This is a genomic window from Limnohabitans sp. YIMB22184 (assembly GCF_048020265.1).
GTDB lineage: Bacteria > Pseudomonadota > Gammaproteobacteria > Burkholderiales > Burkholderiaceae_C > Limnohabitans_A.
The window spans coordinates 1615461-1633076 of the sequence record NZ_CP171843.1; the positions used below are offsets into that span (position 1 = coordinate 1615461).

A 17616-nucleotide genomic window follows, 5' to 3' on the forward strand; every position below is an offset into this window, starting at 1 on the left:
AGGGGCAGGCCATCACCGGGCAACACGTCACCGGGACGCTGGTGGATGCTGCAAACGCCAGACCCTGTAGGCCGCAGCCGTGGCCACCACGCTGGTCAGGGCACTGACCACGAACACGCTTTGCAAGCCCCAGCGCTCGCTGATGACTCCGCCCAGCAAGGCCCCAATCACCCCGGGAAAGCCATAGGCTACGACGGTGTAAAGGGCCTGCCCTCGGCCCCGCAAACGCCCGGGGAAATGGTGAGAAATCAGGGCGATGCACACCGTGTGGTGGGTCGCAAAGGTCACCGCGTGCAGGGCTTGCGCCAAGAGCAACACCCAGAGCACATCGGCCCACGAGGCCGTGAAAACCATGCGCAAGGCCATGACCGCCGAACACACCACCAGCCAAGCCGTCAACGGCATGCGCGGCAACCAGCGCGACTGGGAAAAAAACCACACGATTTCCACCGCCACCGAGACAGCCCACAGCACGCCGATCATGGTTTTGCTGTACCCCAGCGAATCGAGGTAGAGCGAGAAAAACACATAAATGCCGATGTGTGACAGCACATGAAAAAAAGTGGAAGCCAGAAACCACTGCACCGACTTTTGCCGCAACACGGGCCACACGGGCTCATGCACAGCCGAATGGTGGCTGGCCTCCTTGAGGTCCGGCAGCCACCACACACTCAACAACACAGCGGCCAGACTGAACACGGTCCAGCCCGGGAAATGCTGCATGCCAAAGGCCTCGAACCAGGCGCCTGCCGCAAAGACCGTGACCAGAAAACCCATGGAGCCCCACAGGCGAACCCGCCCGTAACGCTTGGTGTCAAAAGCACCGCCTTGGCTCACGAGGTGCGCCATGGCCGCTTCGCTCATGGGCATCATGGAACTGGTGTGGGTGAACATGAGCAACAAGACCAAGCCCAGCCCCACCGGTCCCCAATCCAGAAACAACAGACAAGCGGCCGCAAAAGCCACACCTGCGCCAATGCGCAGCAGCTTCACGCGCTCGCCCGTGCGGTCACTCAAAGCCCCCCAGGCATAGGGCGCAAACAATCGGGTGGTGGCCTGCACGGCGGTGAGCACACTGATGGTCAAGAGGCTCAGCCCCATGTCTTGCAGCCACAACGGCAAATAGGGGTTGAAAAACCCGATGTGGGCGAAATAACTGGCCGACAACGCGGCAAAAGGCAGGAGCTGACGGCGCTCAGACATGGAAGCTCCAATGCCCAGTGGGAGGCTGCCCCTGCGGCCGAATCTGTGCATACCGCGGCATCTCAACCATTCGCGAGCAGGGGCTCGCTCCCACAAAGGGGCACGCACCCTCATGCCAAGGCATCAGGGCTTGCCCGCTGGGATCGGGGGCAAATCGTGTTCGACATCCCCGCATTGGGCACGGTGCTGCAGGGCGTGCTCCATGACCACCAGCGCCAGCATGGCCTCGGCGATCGGCGTGGCGCGGATGCCCACGCACGGGTCATGGCGGCCTTTGGTGATGACCTCGGTGGGCTGGCCTGCTGAATCAATCGAGTCGCGCGCAATCAAAATCGAGCTGGTGGGTTTCACGGCAATCGACACCTCAATGTCTTGCCCCGTGCTGATGCCGCCGAGCACCCCGCCCGCGTTGTTGCCCACAAAACCAGCCTGCGTGAGCGCGTCGCCTGCGGTGCTGCCCTTTTGCGTGACGCAGCCAAAGCCCGCGCCAATCTCCACACCCTTGACCGCGTTGATGCCCATCATGGCGTAAGCGATGTCGGCGTCGATCTTGTCAAACAGCGGCTGACCCAGGCCCACAGGCACACCCCGCGCGACCACGCGCAAGCGGGCACCGCACGAATCGCCCGACTTGCGCAGCGCGTTCATGTAATCCTCGAGCGCCGACACATCGGCGACTGGGGCGAAAAACGGGTTGTTCGGCACGTGGTCCCAGCTCTCAAAGCCAATCGGCACGTCGCCAATCTGGGTCATGCAGCCGACAAAAGTGGTGCCAAATTTTTCTTTGAGCCACTTTTTGGCCACGGCACCTGCCGCCACCATGGGGGCCGTCAAGCGGGCCGACGAACGGCCACCGCCACGCGGGTCGCGCAGGCCGTATTTGCGCCAATAGGTGTAGTCGGCATGGCCGGGGCGGAAGGTTTGGAGAATGTCGCCATAGTCCTTGCTGCGCTGGTCGGTGTTCTGGATCAGCAGGCAGATCGGGGTGCCAGTGGTTTTACCCTGGTAAACCCCTGAGAGGATTTGTACCGCATCGGGCTCGTTGCGCTGGGTGACGAACTTGCTGGTGCCGGGGCGGCGGCGGTCCAGATCGGGCTGGATATCGGCCTCGCTCAGGGGCATGCCGGGGGGGCAGCCGTCGATCACGCAGCCAATGGCCGGGCCGTGGGATTCACCAAAGTTGGTGACCGAAAAGAGTTGTCCGAAGGTATTGCCGCTCATGTGGCCATTATCCCAGAGCGAGCAGCGACTTTTGTGCGAGGGGTTGCCCCTGCAGCCGAATCAGCGAGCGCAGCGGCAGGTGGAAAATCAGAGTCTGACGTCTTCGGCCTCGGGTGCTGTGCCTTCTGGCCAATCGCGGATGTAGGCTTTGAGCATCTTGTTTTCGAAGTTCTGGCTGTCCACCACGGCCTTGGCCACATCGTAAAAACTGATGACCCCCATCAACATGGTCCCGTCCATCACCGGCATGTAGCGGGCATGGTGCTCCAGCATCATGCGACGCACCTCATCGATGTCGGTGCTGCCTGCGCAGGTCAGCGGCTTGGACTCCATGGCTTCGCGCACCACAGTACTGCCGACGTGCCCGCCGTTTTTGACGATCTGCTGAATCACCTCGCGGAAAGTGAGCATGCCCACCAACTGACCCTGGGCCATCACCACCAGGGAGCCGATGTCTTTTTCGGCCATGTCGGTCATGGCACGAGACAAGGGCTCATCAGGCTGCACGGTGAACAAGGTGCCGCCCTTGACGCGGAGGATGTCGCTGACTTGCATGGTGTGTCTCCTTGGGGTCGAATGGGGTTCTGATTGGGTATCAATATAGCCCACAATGAACGTTGAACAACAGCCCCCAAGCGGGTCAAACGTTTTCTTTTTTTCGGAGAGAAGCCATGGCTGGTTACAGCGATCCCGGTTTTGACACTTTGGCCCTGCACGCAGGCGCCGCACCCGACCCGAGCACAGGTGCACGGGCCGTGCCCATCCACCTGACTACGTCCTTTGTTTTTGAGTCCAGCGACCAAGCCGCCGCCCTCTTCAACCTCGAGCGCCCAGGCCATGTCTACAGCCGCATCAGCAACCCGACCAACGCGGTGCTGGAGCAGCGCATCTCGGCTTTAGAGGGCGGGATTGGCGCCATCACCACATCGAGCGGCCAGGCCGCGCTGCACCTGGCCATTGCCACGCTGATGGGCGCAGGCTCGCACATCGTGGCGTCGAGCGCTTTGTACGGCGGCTCACACAACCTGCTGCACTACACCCTGAGCCGCTTTGGCATCCGAACCACTTTTGTCAAACCCGGCGATCTGGACGCCTGGCGGGCCGCTGTGCAGCCCGACACCAAACTCTTTTTTGGCGAAACCGTGGGCAACCCCGGCATGGACGTGCTGGACATCGAGGCCGTCAGCGCCATCGCGCACGAAGCGGGCGTGCCGCTGCTGGTGGACTCCACCCTCACCTCGCCCTGGCTCATCAAGCCCTTTGACCACGGGGCCGATCTGGTCTACCACTCGGCCACCAAGTTTCTGTCGGGCCACGGCACGGTGGTGGGCGGCGTGGTGGTCGATGGAGGCAGCTTTGACTGGGACAAATCGGGCAAGTTTGCCGAATTGAGCCAGGCCTATGAAGGCTTTCACAACATGGTCTTCAGTGAAGAGAGCACCGTGGGAGCTTTCTTGCTGCGCGCCCGGCGCGAGGGCCTGCGCGACTTTGGTGCCTGCATGAGCCCGCACACCGCGTGGCTGATTTTGCAAGGCATCGAGACCCTGCCGCTGCGCATGGCCCGGCACATGGAGAACACGGCCAAAGTGGTCGAGTTTTTGGCGGCACACCCCTTGGTCAGCCGAGTGGGCCACCCCCTGCTGGAGAGCCATCCCTCACATGCGCTGGCGCAAAAACTCTTGCCACGCGGAGCCGGTTCGGTGTTCAGCTTCGACATCAAGGGCAGCCGCGCCCAAGGCCAAAAGTTCATCGAGACCCTCAAGGTTTTCAGCCACCTGGCCAATGTGGGCGACTGCCGCAGCCTGGTGATCCACCCGGCCAGCACCACGCACTTCCGCATGACGGACGAAGCCCTGGCCGCAGGTGGCATCGGCCCGGGCACCATCCGCCTGTCGATCGGCCTGGAAGACCCGGCCGACCTGATCGACGACCTGAAGAAAGCCCTCAAAGCGGCCGAGAAAGCCGCTTGAAATTTGCGCAGCTTGCCCATGCCCTCCACACACCACTGTCATTCCGCGCAACTCCTGTCATTCCCGCGCATGCGGGAATCCATGGACCCCGGATCAAGTCCGGGGTGACATGCCGAGCATTTGTCCATTCTTGGACGGAACAGTTCATCACCTGAGCCTCAAGTCATGATCATCTCTTTGCCCACCCACAAGCTCTACGCCTACACAGGCGGCAAGCCCTTCAACCCCGCCCAACCCACCGCCGTGTTCATCCACGGCGTGCTCAACGACCACAGCGTCTGGATCTTGCAAACCCGCTACCTCGCCCACCACGGCTGGAACGTGTTGGCCATCGACCTGCCCGGGCACTGCAAAAGCGAAGGCCCGCCGCTGCAAAGCGTGGAAGAAGCGGCCGACACCATCATCGCGCTGCTGGATGCGCTGAAGATTGACAAGGCCGCGCTGATCGGCCACAGCTTTGGCTCGCTCATCGCCCTGGAAGCGGCTGCCCGTAATTCGGCGGCCCATCCCGGCCGCGTGAGCCACCTGGTCATGGTGGGCACGGCCTACCCCATGCGCGTCTCGCCCGCCTTGCTCGACCTGTCGGTCAGTGCGCCCTTCAAGGCCATCGACATGGTCAACAGCTTCTCGCACTCCACGCTGGCGCCACCGCCTTCGGCCCTGGGCCCCGGCACCTGGCTGTACGGCGGCAGCAAGGCGCTGATGCGCCGGGTGCTGGCCAGCAACACGCAGGTCAATGTGTTCCATACCGGTTTCAAGGCCTGCGACATCTACAGTGGCGCCGAAGCGGCCATGCCCCGCGTGAGCTGCCCCACCTTGTTTGTGCTCGGCAACGCCGACCAGATGACCCCGCCCAAGGCCGCGCAAAGCCTGATCGCGCTGTGCACCCAACCCAAGGTGGTGAAGCTGCCCGCGGGCCATTCGCTCATGACCGAAGCGCCCGAAGGCGTGTTGCAGGCGCTCAAGGATTTTTTGAAGCCATGACCCTGACGAAAATTCGCGAGCAGGGGCTCGCTCCCACACAAAACAACAGGCCCTCTGCCTTTGTGGGAGGCCGCCCCTGCGGCCGAATGCCTGCATGGCCCTTACCGAAGATTAGCGCACAGGTGTGCGCTCCTACAACATGAACAAACTGATTTCCAGCATCACCCCGGCGCTGTCGGCTGACAGGGCAAACGAGATTGCCCAAACACTGGACCTGCGGGCTTTGCCGAGCGATTTTCTGGACAACCCCTACCCGGTTTATGCCGCACTGCGGGAAGCGGAGCCCTTCAAGCGCATGCCCGACGGCTCGTACTTCCTCACACGCCACGCCGATCTGGTCGCGGTGTACCGCGATGCCAAGGTCTTCAGCTCTGACAAGCAGGTCGAGTTCGGCCCCAAATACAACCACGCGCCATTCAACCAGCCTCCTTACACCACGCCCGGGGGTGTGGCTCCGCTGTTCGAGCACCACACCAACAGCCTGGTCTTCAACGACCCGCCCCTGCACACCCGGGTGCGCCGCCTGATCATGGGCGCCCTCACCCGCCGCGCCATTGAGGCCATGGAGCCCGGGCTGGTGCAGCTGGTCGACAGCCTGCTGGACAAGATCGAGGCCCGAGGCGGCGGCGACCTGATCGAAGACTTTGCCTCGGCCATTCCGGTGGAGATCATCGGCAACCTGCTGGACGTGCCGCATGCCGACCGTGAGCCCCTGCGCGGCTGGTCGCTGGCGATTTTGGGGGCGCTGGAGCCCGCCCTCACGCCCGAACAGGAAGCGCTGGGCAACCGCAGCGTGACCGAATTTCTGGCCTACCTGCGCGAGCTGGTCGCCAAACGTCGTCAACAGCCGGGCGACCCGGAGCACGATGTGCTGACCCGGCTGATCCAAGGTGAGGAAAACGGCGATGCCCTGAGCGAAGTCGAGCTGCTGCAAAACTGTGTGTTCCTGCTCAATGCCGGGCACGAGACGACCACCAACCTGATCGGCAACGCCCTCATCACCTTGCAAGAGTGGCCCGAGCAGCGCGAACAACTCAAGGCCGACCTGAAACAAGCGGCCAGCGACGAAGAACGCGAACAGATTCTGGGCCTGGCGGTGGACGAGTTTTTGCGCTTTGAGTCGTCCAACCAGTTGGGCAACCGCCGCGCCCTGCAGGCCACGCAGGTCAACGGCGTGGATCTTCCCGCAGGCGCTTTGGTCACGCTGTGCATTGGCGCGGCCAACCGCGACCCGGCGGTGTACGAGAACCCCGAACACCTGAACCTGCGCCGCACCGGCAACAAGCACCTGGCCTTTGGCTTTGGGGTGCACCAGTGCGCGGGCCTGAGCCTGGCGCGTCTCGAAGGCCGCATCGCCATCGGGCGCTTTTTGCAGCGTTTTCCCGATTACCGACTGACCGAGGCCCCGGTGCGCGGTGGCCGTGCCCGGTTCCGCGGCTTTTTGAGCGCCCCCTTTCAAACCCGCTGAACACAGCCCGGAGACACCGCCATGACCGAAGCCGTTCACCATGCCAGTTTTGCCGAGTTTTACCCGTTCTATTTGAGCGAGCACAGCCACCGCACCTGCCGTCGCATGCACTTTGTGGGCAGCAGCTTGTCGCTGGTGTGCCTGGCCATGCTGGCCATCACCGGCAAGCCGCAGTACTTTTTGTATGGTTTGCTGTGCGGCTACGGCTGCGCCTGGATCGGGCATTTTGTATTCGAGAAGAACAAGCCCGCCAGCTTCAAGCGCCCGCTTTACAGCTTCATGGGCGACTGGGTGATGTACCGCGACATGTGGCGCGGACGTGTGAGTTTTTAATCTGTCAAAAAATCCGCGGCCAACGCCGAAATCAAGCTTTAGCTTCAACTTCGGGCAGCAACTGCCCCACTCGAATTTGATCGAAGCCCATGTGTCGCCAGACCGGATCACCACCCGGGCCCCGCAGAACCAGTAGACGGTCCGCCAGTGGGGCCACGCTGATCTGGGCGGGGTCGATCAACAGCACTTGCCGGGCTTGCCCCTGGTCATTCTGTTCGGTCAGGCGCCCCACCCAATCGAGGCTTTGCAAAACGTCCAGCACCTGACGCAGTTCGCTGGTCTCCACACGCAAACGCACAGCCAGGTCATCGGTGCTCCAACCCCGCTGGACAGACACCTTGGCGGCGTTCAACTCGGCCACAATCTCCAACGCCAGGCGAAAGCCCCAACCCGCCCCCTCGGGCTTGCGCCACTCTTGCCGGCCCAACTGGGGCAGGCTGGAAGCCAGCACAGCCCCCAGCAAAACCAGCAGCCAGGTCACGTATATCCAGACCAGCAAAATGGGCAAGGCGGCAAATGCCCCGTAAACCAGTGAATAGGTGGGCACCTGAAGCAGGTAGACCGCCATCAGCTTCTTGGCCAACTCCAGGGCGCCCGCCACCAAAAATCCGGCGGTGATGGCATGCCGCCACCGCACACGGGTGTAGGGCACATAAAAATACAAGCCGCTGACGCAGGCCGTGAGCAGCAGAAACTCAAAACTGTCGAGCAGCCAGCGAACAGAGCCCGGCAGCACATCCACCACATCGCGTGAAGCCGTCACCACATAAGACGTGATGGCGAGACTGGCCCCCAAAAACAAAGGCCCCAGCGTGATGGCAGACCAGTACAGCAGCACCCGCTGCGGCAAAGGTCGCTGACGCTGCAAGCCCCAGATTTGCCCCAAAGTGCGCTCGATCGTCACCATCAAAAACACCGCCGACAACAGCACTGCCACCAAACCCGCCGAGCCCAGACGGCTGGCCTTTCGCGAAAACTGCGTGAGGTAACTGAGCACCTGGCGGGCAATGCTCTCGGGCACCAGGCTCTCGATCAGCCAGCGCTGGATCGTGTCCTGGAACTTGCCAAACACCGGAAATGCTGCAAAAACGGCCAAACCCACCGCAAACAGCGGCACCAAAGCCAGCACCGTGGTGAAGGTGAGCGAGCTGGCGCTCACGCCCAGACGGGCATCGCGAAAGCGCTCGGCCAGCACACCCGCCATCTGACGCCATGGAAAAACCGACAACTCCTGCCACCAAAGGGTGGCTTGGGCGCTCAAAGAAGACTTGGACAAGGGAGAAGGCATGCCCGGTATGATGCCACCGCAATGAACACCAACACCGAAAACAATCCCGCTGGCGTCGATTTCACCCGCTGGATGGCCGTGGGCAGCCTGCTGAGCCTCATCCTTTTGGGCCTGGCCTGGGAGCTTTGGCTTGCGCCCTTGCGTCCGGGCGGCTCCTGGTGGGCCATCAAAGTGCTGCCGCTGTGCATTCCGCTCGCCGGCCTGCTGAAAAACCGCATGTACACCTACCGCTGGGTCAGTATGCTGGTCTGGCTGTACTTTATAGAAGGCGTGGTGCGCGCCTGGGGCGATGCCTGGCCCTCCAACGCCCTGGCAGGACTGCAAACTTTGCTGTGCACCACCTTGTTCATAGCCTGCGCCTTGCACGTGCGCATCCGCTTCAAAGCTGCCAAAGCCACGGGCAATTTTGTACCCGTGCCCCGCGACTGAAGCCTGCACCCCTCGCTCATTGACACCGACCGCCACCACTTGCCCATGACCGCTTTGCCCCACGCTCACCCTGAACTGATCGCCCGACTGCGTCAGATTTGCGGTGACGCCCACGTCTTGACCCACGACGACCCGGCCACCGACCTGAGCCCCTGGGAGCAGGACTGGCGAAAACGCGTCAAAGGCCGTGCCTTGGCCGTGGTACGCCCAGGCAACACCGCCGAAGTGGCTGCGGTGGTCAAGGCCTGTGCAGCAGCCAACACGCCCATCGTGCCGCAAGGCGGCAACACAGGTCTGGTGGTGGGCGGCGTGCCCAACGGCTCGGGCACCCAGATCGTGCTGAGCATGACCCGCATGAACGCGGTGCGCGCCATCGACCCGGCCAACCTGACCATCACCGTGGAAGCCGGTTGCGTGCTGCAAAACCTGCAGGTCGCGGCCGAGGCTGCCGGTTTTCTGTTCCCCTTGAGCCTGGGCGCCGAAGGCAGCTGCACGATCGGTGGCAACCTGGGCACCAACGCAGGCGGCACGCAGGTCGTGCGCTACGGCAACACCCGCGAGCTTTGCCTGGGCCTGGAAGTTGTCACCGCGCAAGGTGAAGTCTGGAACGGCCTGAGTGGTCTGCGCAAGGACAACACCGGTTATGACCTGCGCAACCTGATGATCGGCAGCGAAGGCACGCTGGGCATCATCACAGCCGCCACGATGAAGCTCTACCCCCAGCCCGCCGCACAGCTGACCGCCTGGGCCGCCGTGCCCGGCATGGAATCGGCCGTGCAACTGCTTGGCCTGGCGCACCAGCGTCTGGGGCCCGGCCTCACGGGCTTCGAGGTCATGAACCAGTTTGCGCTGGGCCTGGTCGACAAACACTACCCGCAATTGCGCGTGCCCCTGTGGCAAGGCACCCCTTGGTGTGTGTTGCTCGAGAACTCCGACAGCGAAAACGAGGCGCACGCGCGCAGCCAGTTTGAGGGCCTGCTCGAAGCCGCCCTGGATCAAGGCTGCGTGACAGACGCCGTGGTTGCAGAAAGCCTCACGCAAGCGAAGGGGTTGTGGCACATCCGTGAAAGCATCACCCTGGCCCAGGCCCAGGAGGGCCTGAACATCAAGCACGACATCAGCATCCCGGTCTCGCGCATCCCGGACTTTGTGGCCGAGACCGACGCCCTGCTCGCGCGCGAAGTGCCTGGCGTGCGGATGGTCGACTTTGGCCACCTGGGCGACGGCAACCTGCACTACAACGTGCAGGCGCCCGAAGGGGCCGATGGCCCCGCCTTTTTGCGGCAATATGAAGACAGGGTGAACACGCTGGTATTCGACCAGGTCAAGCGCTTTGGCGGCTCGATCAGCGCCGAACACGGTGTGGGCGAACAAAAAGTTAACAAACTGCCGCTTTACAAAGACCCGACAGCGCTGGCCATGATGCGGGCCGTCAAGCAGGCGCTGGACCCACAAAACCTGCTCAACCCTGGCCGTGTGCTGAACTGAATACCCAACATTGACGCTTGAAACCATGACTTCCCCACACCGTCCCATCCGCAGCCAATACGAAGACTTCATGCGCCACGTCTACACGACGGGTGTGCAAAAAGGCGACCGCACCGGCACCGGCACGCGCAGCGTGTTCGGCCACCAGATGCGTTTTGATCTGAACGAGGGCTTCCCGCTGGTCACCACCAAGAAGGTCTTTTTGCGCGCCATCATCGTGGAGCTGCTGTGGTTCTTGCGCGGCGACAGCAATGTCAAGTGGCTGCAAGAACGCGGCTGCACCATCTGGGACGAATGGGCGCGCGAAGATGGCTCGCTCGGCCCCGTTTATGGCGTGCAGTGGCGCAGCTGGCCCACCCCAGGCGGTGGTCACATCGACCAGATGCAGCAGGTCATGGACACGCTCAAAAACAACCCTGATTCACGGCGAATCATCGTGAGCGCCTGGAACGTGGCCGAACTCGACCAGATGGCGCTCATGCCCTGCCACGCTTTCTTCCAGTTTTACGTGGCGCCGCCGCAAAAAGCAGGCGACAAGCCGCGCCTGAGCTGCCAGCTGTACCAGCGCAGCGCAGACATCTTTTTGGGCGTGCCTTTCAACATTGCCAGTTATGCCTTGCTGACCCACATGGTGGCCCAGCAATGCGACATGGATGTGGGTGACTTCATCTGGACCGGTGGCGATTGCCACATCTACGCCAATCACCATGAGCAGGTCGAGCTGCAGCTCAGCCGCCAGCCGTTTGCTTACCCCACGCTGCGCATCTTGCGCAAACCTGCGTCGATCTTTGATTACGAGTTTGAAGACTTCGAGGTCGTGGGCTACGAGTGCCACCCCGCCATCAAGGCGCCCGTGGCTGTTTGAGTACCGGTCTGATGAAACTGCACCTGATTTATGCCCGCGCCCGCAACGGTGTGATCGGCAAAGACAACCAGATGCCCTGGCATTTGCCCGAAGACCTGGCGCACTTCAAGCGCATCACGCTGGGCCAACCGGTCATCATGGGCCGCAAGACCTGGGACTCGCTGCCTGCACGCTTTCGCCCGCTGCCCGGGCGACTGAACATCGTCATCACCCGGCAGACCGACTGGCAAGCCGAGGGTGCTTTACGGGCTGGCTCCGTCAACGACGCGATGCGCCTGTGCGGCGAGGCACCGGATGCCTGGATCATGGGCGGCGCCGAGATCTACCGCTTGGCCGAACCCCTGGCCACCACGGCGGTGGTGACCGAGATCGACGCCGACTTTGATGGTGATGCCTTTGCGCCCGTGCTGGGCGCAGACTGGCGCGAGCTGCAACGCGAAGCGCACACCTCAGCCAGCGGCTTGGGCTTTGCCTTCGTCACTTACCAACGCGCTCGCTGATCCCGACTGACCGCTGCAAAAACGGTGCTCCCCTGAAACATTGGAGGTCAAGCTTTGATTTTGCCGGCTGCGGCTGACTGACCTTGGCAGTGCGCCACCCACATCTGGCGCAGCGCGCCCTCGAAGTCGCGGGTGTACTGGTCAATGTCCCAGGCTGGGCAAGCCTGCAGACGCTCGCGCAAACCGCGTTTGAGTGACAGCAAAGCCTGACGGTCGCGGGCCATGGCGGCGGCGATGCGCACATAGTCGGCGTCGGACTGCGCCACCCAGTCATTCAAGCCCGCCGCCGTCATGAAGCTCGCGCCCATGCGCGAGACAAAATTGCCACCGGCCTTGACGACCACCGGCACGCCCATCCACAGCGCCTGCAAGGTCGTGGTGCCGCCGTTGTAGGGCACAGGATCGAGGGCGATGTCCACATCGGCGTATTCGGCCATCATGTCGGCCAGGCCCACCGGCCCCCGAAACTCCAGCCGATCGCGGGCAATGCCTTCGGCCAAAAAGCGCTGGGCAAAGGCCTCGACCGCGCCCTTGTCATTGAAACTCGGGGCCTTGAGCAACAAACGCGAGCCTGGCACCTCTTTGAGCACGGCCGCCCAGAGCTTGACCGTGTGTGGGGTCAGCTTGGGCACGTTGTTGAAGGAGCCAAAGGTCAAAGTGCGCTCGACATGCGACGGGTCGAAATCCGGGTACGGGTAATCGGTTTCAGGGGCAAAGCAGAACACGCTGTTGGGCAAGCGCACCAATTGCTCACTGAACAGCCCTTCACTGCCCACCGGAGCGACCACGCTGTCTGCCACCAGCCAGTCAATGTTGGGCACACCGGTGGAGCCGGGATAGCCCAAAAACGTGGCTTGCACCGGCGCAGCACGCTGGCCAAAGAGGCTCATGCGCTGCATGTTGGTGTGCCCCGATAAGTCCAGCAGGATGTCGATACCGTCTTCTTCGATGCGCCGGGCCAACTGGCTGTCGTTCCAGGTCGTGACTTCCACCCAGCGCGCCACTCGGCGTTTGGCCAGCTGAGTCTGGGCGTCATACGAGACCCCTGTGAAATACACCGACACTTCCACCGCCTTGTCATCCAGCCGCGCCAGCACAGGCTGCATGAAAATATTGACGGGGTGTTGGTGATGAAAATCGGCCGAGACCAAACCCACACGCAGCTTGCGATCGGGGGTCTTGTCATTGTTGAAACTGCTGCGCGCACGGGCATTGCGCCCCAAACACGCAAACATCTGCCGATGCAAATCAGCCACCTCTTGTGCGCTGAGTTGGTCGCTGTACAGCGCACTCATGGCGGCACTGGAGTGAATTTTGGAGCCAGGGCCCTCTTCATCGGCCAGTTCTTTGTAAAGTCGCAAAGCTGTATCGGCATCGCCCGTACGCCCCGCCACACTGGCACGCATGGACTTGGCTCCTGGCTGGGGTGCGATGGCCTCGGCTTGGGCCAGCGAGGCGAGCGCCTCCTGCATGTTCCAGCTCTCCGCCAGTGAATGGGCCAGATTCCAGTGGGCGGTGTCACTGTCCGGGTGCAGCTCGACATTGCGACGCAACACCGCCTGGGCTTCTTGCCACAGGTTGTAGCGGAACGACAAATCGGCCAAACGCACCAGGGTGGCCTCAGAGGTGGCTGCGCTGGCTCGCTCGAACGCACGGTGACCGTCCTCGGTCATGCCCAAGCGCATGAAAATATCGCCCAGATCCATTTGCATCTCGGCATGCTCGTTTTCGTCGATCTGCGCCTGACCTACGCGCAAGACCAGCAAGGCCTGCCGCATGGATTCGAGCGCACGGGCGGCATCACCGCGCTCCAGGCGAAACTTGCCCATGCGCCAATGGACCAGCCGATTTTTGTCAGCGCCTGCCGCGGTGAGTGCATGGTGGTACTGAGCGGCACCCGCGTCCATTTGCCCCTGGTCTTCCAGCAAACGGGCTAACGACAAACGCGCCTCATAGCGGGTGGGCACCAGCGCAATGGCTTGGTTGTAACAGGCCACCGCTTGCTGCGGCACGCCTTGCTGTCTGCACAAATGCCCCGCTTCCAGCCAGCCGCTGTAATTGGCGGGAAACGCCCTGAGCAGCTGCGAGAAAGCATCCCGAGCCGCCTGCAGATCGCCCAATCGGACCAGGCATCGCGCCCACTGCAAAGCGGCAGCCTCCATCTGCGGATCTTGCTGCAACGCCCATTCATAGGCCGCACGCGCCTGGGCCCATTGCCCGGCCTTGAAATAGGCATTGGCCTGGTTGAAAGCATCGGCGGCGGCAGGACCCTGCATAGCAGTTGCAGGGCTGTCTGGTAAATCAGTCTGAGTGGTCATGCAGGGCGTCATGTCAACAAATCAAGGCCACATTGTCGCGACTTCGTCGGCAGCAAGCCGTCGAATAGGCCTTTTTTGTTCATCAAAAGGCCGCATTTATCAGCGGCCATCCATGAACTAAACTCAAATGACCTCAGACCCTTTGCCCCTAAAAACTCCCCCATGAAAATTGCCACCTGGAATGTGAACTCCCTGTCCGTGCGCTTGCCACAGGTGCTGGACTGGCTGGCCGCCAACCCGACCGATGTGCTGGCATTGCAAGAGCTCAAACTCACCGACGACAAGTTTCCCGTGGATGCTTTTGCCGAAGCCGGCTACCAGGCCCAATGGTTCGGTCAGAAAACCTACAACGGCGTGGCGCTGATCTCCAAGGCCGAAGGCGCCGATGTGGTCAAAAACATACCTGGCTTTGAAGACGACATGTCGCGTGTGATCGCCGCCACTTACCCCGATGGCGCAGGCGGTCAGCTGCGGGTGATCGGCGCGTATTTCCCGAACGGCCAGGCCCCGGACAGCGACAAGTTTGTCTACAAGATGCGTTGGCTCGACGCATTGCGTGACTGGGTGGGCAGCGAGCTGCAAAAACACCCGAATCTGGTGCTGCTGGGCGACTACAACATCACCTTTGACGAGCTCGACATGTGGGACCCGGTGGGCCTGAAAGACACCATCCACTGCACCGTGCAAGAGCGAGAAAAACTTCAGGCCCTGATCGGCCTGGGCCTGACGGACAGCTTCCGGCTGTTTGAGCAAGCCGAGAAAAGCTACAGCTGGTGGGATTACCGCGAGTTCGCCTTCCGCCGCAACCGGGGTCTGCGGATCGACCACATCTTGATTTCAGAGGCCCTCAAAGCCCGCGCCAGCGCCTGCGTGATCGACCGCGCCCCACGCAAGAACGAGCGCCCCAGCGATCACGCGCCGGTGGTGCTGACCTTGAAATAAGTCAGGCTGCCTGCGGCATCAAGAACTCGCGGCTGATGCGCCCGCCCAGTACGTTCACCCGCTCCAAAAACTGCGTCAGGTAAGCGTGCAGGCCGGTGGCCAGAATCTCGTCAATGCGGCCAAAGGCTAACTCCGAGCGCAGGCGTCCGGCGTGGCGCAGCGTGTCACTTTCGCGGTCGTGCGAAACCAAGGCCAGGTTGGAAACCACCTCGTTCAAGCTGGCGTGCAAGGAGCGCGGCATGTCGGGGCGCAGGATCAGCAACTCGGCCACGCGCTCGGGGCGGATCACGTCGCGGTACACCTTGCGGTAGACCTCGAAGCCGCTGACGCTGCGCAAGATCGCGCTCCAGTGGTAGAAGTCGTACTCCTGCGCTGTCTCGGTGTCGATGCCGCTGTACATGGGCGCACCAAAGAAGTCGTTGTTCATGGCGTGGAACTTCACGTCCACCAACCGAGCCGTGTTGTCGGCCCGCTCCAGAAAGGTGCCCATGCGCATGAAATAGAGCGACTCGTCCATCAACATGGTGCCCACCGTCACGCCGCGTGACAGGTGCGAGCGGAACTTGACCCATTCAAAGAACTGGCCCGGATCGCGCTCGAACTCGCCACTTTTGAGCATGCGGTTGACTTCGAGCCAGGTCTGGTTTTGGGTTTCCCACACCTCGGTGGTCAGCGTGCCACGCACGGCGCGAGCGTTTTCCCGGGCGGCGCGCAGGCACGAGATGATGGACGAGGGGTTGTTTTCGTTTTTGACCATGAAGGCCATCACGTCGCGGGGGGTGATGGTTTTGTACAGCGCCAGGTAAGACGGCAGCAGCTCGCTGATGGACAAAATTCCCTCCCAGCCTGCCTCAACCGCAGCGGCCGACTGCGGCAACAGCGAAGTCTCGTAGCTCACGTTCAGCATGCGGGCGGTGTTTTCGGCCCGCTCCATGTAGCGGGACATCCAGAACAGGTGGTCGGCGGTGCGGCTCAGCATCAAATATCTCCCTTGAGGCCGAAAACCCCGCAAGCGCTTCGCGCTTCACGATATTTTGGCGAAACTTCGTTTTCGGCCCGCTCCATGTAGCGGGACATCCAGAACAGGTGGTCGGCGGTTCTTGAAAGCATGTGTGTCTCCGTGTTCAGTCCTGCAAGATCCAGGTGTCTTTGGTGCCGCCGCCTTGGCTGCTGTTCACCACCAAAGAGCCCTCTTTGAGCGCCACGCGCGTCAGGCCGCCGGGCACCATCTGCACCGTGCGGCCACTGAGCACAAAGGGGCGCAGGTCGATGTGGCGGGGCGCAATGCCGCTGTCCACAAAGGTGGGGCAGCTCGACAAACTGAGCGTGGGCTGCGCGATGTAGCCCTCGGGGTTGGCCAGCAACGCACCCCGGAAGCGCTCGATCTCTTCCTTGGTTGAAGCGGGTCCAACCAGCATGCCGTAGCCGCCTGCGCCGTGCACTTCCTTGACCACCAAATCTTTCAGGTTAGCCAGCGTGTACTGCAGGTCGTCGGGCTTGCGGCACTGAAAGGTCGGCACGTTTTTGAGGATCGGCTCCTCGCCCAGGTAGAACTTGATCATGTCGGGCACATAAGGGTAGATCGATTTGTCGTCGGCCACGCCCGTGCCCACGGCGTTGCAGATTGCCACATGACCGGCCCGGTAGGCGTCCATGAGGCCCGCGCAACCCAAGGTCGAGGTGGGACGGAACACCTTGGGGTCCAGAAAATCGTCGTCCACACGGCGGTAGATCACATCCACCCGCTGCGGGCCTCGCGTGGTGCGCATGTAAACAAACTGATCTTTGACAAACAGGTCTTGCCCTTCGACCAGCTCCACCCCCATTTGCTGCGCCAAAAAGGCGTGCTCGAAGTAGGCGCTGTTGTACATGCCGGGTGTGAGCACCACCACCGTGGGCTCGGCCGTGGTGGCGGGGCTGGAGGCACGCAGGGTCTCCAGCAACAAATCGGGGTAATGCGCCACCGGCGCCACGCGGTGCTGGCTGAACAGCTCGGGGAACAGCCGCATCATCATCTTGCGGTCTTCGAGCATGTAGCTCACGCCACTGGGGACGCGCAGGTTGTCTTCGAGCACGTAGTACTCGCCGTTGCCTGCGCTGTCGGGGGCACGCACGATGTCGATGCCGCTGATGTGCGAATAGATCTGGTTGGGCACATCCACGCCCACCATCTCGGGACGGAACTGTGCATTGCCCTCAATCTGCTCACGCGGAATCACGCCCGCCTTGAGGATGTCCTGGTCGTGGTACACGTCGTGGATGAAACGGTTGAGCGCGGTCACGCGCTGCACCAAACCGGCTTCCATGCTTTGCCACTCCTGGGCGGCGATCACACGGGGAATCAGGTCAAACGGGATCAAGCGCTCGGTGCCCGAGCCATCCTCGTCCTTGTCGCCGTAGACGGCAAAAGTGATGCCAACCCGGCGGAAGATGACTTCGGCTTCTTCTCGGCGCGAGGCCATGGTGTGCGGGTCTTGCGCGGCCAGCCAGCGGGCATAGGCCTGGTAATGGTTCCTGACTTCTCCATCTTGACCTTTGGCAGGCAAACGGTTGTACATCTCATCAAATTGACGCATGGCTCATCACTCCTGACCAAAGGATAGCAAG

Annotated in this window: 17 protein-coding genes; 9 read left to right on the plus strand and 8 right to left on the minus strand. The window is 62.1% G+C overall.

The features are described 5' to 3' along the window. Nucleotides 1-27: 27 nt before the first annotated feature. The 3 genes from ACHEXL_RS07630 to ACHEXL_RS07640 form a co-directional block, all read right to left on the minus strand. Entirely contained in the window at nucleotides 28-1203 is a 1176-nt protein-coding gene (locus tag ACHEXL_RS07630) for an MFS transporter (RefSeq protein ID WP_416558742.1), read from the minus strand. 123 nt (nucleotides 1204-1326) lie between these two features. Then, nucleotides 1327-2424, minus strand: coding sequence for a chorismate synthase (gene aroC, locus ACHEXL_RS07635; protein ID WP_416558743.1), 1098 nt, complete (start codon nucleotides 2422-2424; stop codon nucleotides 1327-1329). Between the two features lie 87 nt (nucleotides 2425-2511). Further along, complete coding sequence (locus ACHEXL_RS07640; RefSeq protein ID WP_416558744.1) at nucleotides 2512-2979, minus strand: CBS domain-containing protein; 468 nt, start codon at nucleotides 2977-2979, stop codon at nucleotides 2512-2514. A 116-nt stretch (nucleotides 2980-3095) separates the two neighbouring features. Between ACHEXL_RS07640 and ACHEXL_RS07645 the strand changes: the two genes are divergently transcribed. From ACHEXL_RS07645 to ACHEXL_RS07660, 4 genes are all read left to right on the plus strand, one after another. Beyond that, complete coding sequence (locus ACHEXL_RS07645; RefSeq protein WP_416558745.1) at nucleotides 3096-4394, plus strand: O-acetylhomoserine aminocarboxypropyltransferase; 1299 nt, start codon at nucleotides 3096-3098, stop codon at nucleotides 4392-4394. A 165-nt stretch (nucleotides 4395-4559) separates the two neighbouring features. Next, nucleotides 4560-5378, plus strand: coding sequence for an alpha/beta fold hydrolase (locus ACHEXL_RS07650; protein WP_416558746.1), 819 nt, complete (start codon nucleotides 4560-4562; stop codon nucleotides 5376-5378). Between the two features lie 139 nt (nucleotides 5379-5517). Beyond that, nucleotides 5518-6846: a cytochrome P450 gene (locus tag ACHEXL_RS07655; RefSeq protein WP_416558747.1), complete on the plus strand. Its 1329-nt coding sequence runs from the start codon at nucleotides 5518-5520 to the stop codon at nucleotides 6844-6846. Nucleotides 6847-6867: 21 nt separating this feature from the next. Further along, nucleotides 6868-7179, plus strand: a complete 312-nt coding sequence (locus ACHEXL_RS07660; protein WP_416558748.1) for an Mpo1-like protein — start codon at nucleotides 6868-6870, stop codon at nucleotides 7177-7179. 31 nt (nucleotides 7180-7210) lie between these two features. Here ACHEXL_RS07660 and ACHEXL_RS07665 read toward each other — a convergent pair whose 3' ends face one another. Continuing rightward, entirely contained in the window at nucleotides 7211-8467 is a 1257-nt protein-coding gene (locus ACHEXL_RS07665; RefSeq protein ID WP_416558749.1) for a YihY family inner membrane protein, read from the minus strand. A gap of 21 nt (nucleotides 8468-8488) precedes the next feature. Between ACHEXL_RS07665 and ACHEXL_RS07670 the strand changes: the two genes are divergently transcribed. From ACHEXL_RS07670 to ACHEXL_RS07685, 4 genes are read left to right on the plus strand one after another with little or no spacing between them, the layout of a single operon-like run. Continuing rightward, on the plus strand, nucleotides 8489-8896 hold the full coding sequence (locus tag ACHEXL_RS07670; RefSeq protein WP_416558750.1) for a DUF2069 domain-containing protein: 408 nt from the start codon (nucleotides 8489-8491) through the stop codon (nucleotides 8894-8896). Between the two features lie 45 nt (nucleotides 8897-8941). Next, a complete protein-coding gene (locus ACHEXL_RS07675) occupies nucleotides 8942-10384 on the plus strand; it encodes an FAD-binding oxidoreductase (protein WP_416558751.1) in 1443 nt (480 codons plus the stop codon). Between the two features lie 25 nt (nucleotides 10385-10409). Continuing rightward, nucleotides 10410-11249 carry a thymidylate synthase gene (locus ACHEXL_RS07680; protein WP_416558752.1) on the plus strand — a complete coding sequence of 280 codons (840 nt, stop codon included), beginning with the start codon at nucleotides 10410-10412 and terminating at the stop codon, nucleotides 11247-11249. A gap of 11 nt (nucleotides 11250-11260) precedes the next feature. After that, on the plus strand, nucleotides 11261-11749 hold the full coding sequence (locus ACHEXL_RS07685) for a dihydrofolate reductase (protein ID WP_416558753.1): 489 nt from the start codon (nucleotides 11261-11263) through the stop codon (nucleotides 11747-11749). A gap of 47 nt (nucleotides 11750-11796) precedes the next feature. On the opposite strand, the gene ACHEXL_RS07690 is transcribed toward ACHEXL_RS07685, so the two are convergent. Beyond that, nucleotides 11797-14067, minus strand: a complete 2271-nt coding sequence (locus tag ACHEXL_RS07690) for a tetratricopeptide repeat protein (RefSeq protein ID WP_416558754.1) — start codon at nucleotides 14065-14067, stop codon at nucleotides 11797-11799. A gap of 162 nt (nucleotides 14068-14229) precedes the next feature. On the opposite strand from ACHEXL_RS07690, the gene xth reads away from it, so the two are divergent. Next, nucleotides 14230-15009 carry an exodeoxyribonuclease III gene (xth, locus tag ACHEXL_RS07695; protein WP_416558755.1) on the plus strand — a complete coding sequence of 260 codons (780 nt, stop codon included), beginning with the start codon at nucleotides 14230-14232 and terminating at the stop codon, nucleotides 15007-15009. Between the two features lies 1 nt (nucleotide 15010). On the opposite strand, the gene ACHEXL_RS07700 is transcribed toward xth, so the two are convergent. Genes ACHEXL_RS07700 through ACHEXL_RS07710 form a run of 3 tightly spaced genes read right to left on the minus strand, consistent with a single transcriptional unit; the run spans nucleotide 15011 to nucleotide 17585 of the window. Beyond that, nucleotides 15011-15988, minus strand: coding sequence for an alpha-E domain-containing protein (locus ACHEXL_RS07700; protein WP_416558756.1), 978 nt, complete (start codon nucleotides 15986-15988; stop codon nucleotides 15011-15013). After that, the gene (locus ACHEXL_RS07705; RefSeq protein ID WP_416558757.1) at nucleotides 15988-16119 is read right to left on the minus strand and encodes an alpha-E domain-containing protein; all 132 of its coding nucleotides are present in this window, start codon (nucleotides 16117-16119) and stop codon (nucleotides 15988-15990) included. Before ACHEXL_RS07705 ends, ACHEXL_RS07700 begins: the two co-directional genes overlap by 1 nt. 14 nt (nucleotides 16120-16133) lie before the next feature. Continuing rightward, on the minus strand, nucleotides 16134-17585 hold the full coding sequence (locus ACHEXL_RS07710; protein ID WP_416558758.1) for a circularly permuted type 2 ATP-grasp protein: 1452 nt from the start codon (nucleotides 17583-17585) through the stop codon (nucleotides 16134-16136). Between the last annotated feature and the right edge of the window lie 31 nt (nucleotides 17586-17616).

Coding starts and splice junctions, on each gene's coding strand:
- ACHEXL_RS07690 (WP_416558754.1), bottom strand. CDS start 14,067: ATGACCACTCAGACTGATTTACCAGACAGCCCTGCAACTGCTATGCAG.
- ACHEXL_RS07700 (WP_416558756.1), bottom strand. CDS start 15,988: ATGCTGAGCCGCACCGCCGACCACCTGTTCTGGATGTCCCGCTACATG.
- ACHEXL_RS07650 (WP_416558746.1), top strand. CDS start 4,560: ATGATCATCTCTTTGCCCACCCACAAGCTCTACGCCTACACAGGCGGC.
- ACHEXL_RS07630 (WP_416558742.1), bottom strand. CDS start 1,203: ATGTCTGAGCGCCGTCAGCTCCTGCCTTTTGCCGCGTTGTCGGCCAGT.
- ACHEXL_RS07655 (WP_416558747.1), top strand. CDS start 5,518: ATGAACAAACTGATTTCCAGCATCACCCCGGCGCTGTCGGCTGACAGG.
- ACHEXL_RS07660 (WP_416558748.1), top strand. CDS start 6,868: ATGACCGAAGCCGTTCACCATGCCAGTTTTGCCGAGTTTTACCCGTTC.
- ACHEXL_RS07685 (WP_416558753.1), top strand. CDS start 11,261: ATGAAACTGCACCTGATTTATGCCCGCGCCCGCAACGGTGTGATCGGC.
- ACHEXL_RS07680 (WP_416558752.1), top strand. CDS start 10,410: ATGACTTCCCCACACCGTCCCATCCGCAGCCAATACGAAGACTTCATG.
- aroC (WP_416558743.1), bottom strand. CDS start 2,424: ATGAGCGGCAATACCTTCGGACAACTCTTTTCGGTCACCAACTTTGGT.
- ACHEXL_RS07705 (WP_416558757.1), bottom strand. CDS start 16,119: ATGCTTTCAAGAACCGCCGACCACCTGTTCTGGATGTCCCGCTACATG.
- ACHEXL_RS07645 (WP_416558745.1), top strand. CDS start 3,096: ATGGCTGGTTACAGCGATCCCGGTTTTGACACTTTGGCCCTGCACGCA.
- xth (WP_416558755.1), top strand. CDS start 14,230: ATGAAAATTGCCACCTGGAATGTGAACTCCCTGTCCGTGCGCTTGCCA.
- ACHEXL_RS07710 (WP_416558758.1), bottom strand. CDS start 17,585: ATGCGTCAATTTGATGAGATGTACAACCGTTTGCCTGCCAAAGGTCAA.
- ACHEXL_RS07640 (WP_416558744.1), bottom strand. CDS start 2,979: ATGCAAGTCAGCGACATCCTCCGCGTCAAGGGCGGCACCTTGTTCACC.
- ACHEXL_RS07665 (WP_416558749.1), bottom strand. CDS start 8,467: ATGCCTTCTCCCTTGTCCAAGTCTTCTTTGAGCGCCCAAGCCACCCTT.
- ACHEXL_RS07670 (WP_416558750.1), top strand. CDS start 8,489: ATGAACACCAACACCGAAAACAATCCCGCTGGCGTCGATTTCACCCGC.
- ACHEXL_RS07675 (WP_416558751.1), top strand. CDS start 8,942: ATGACCGCTTTGCCCCACGCTCACCCTGAACTGATCGCCCGACTGCGT.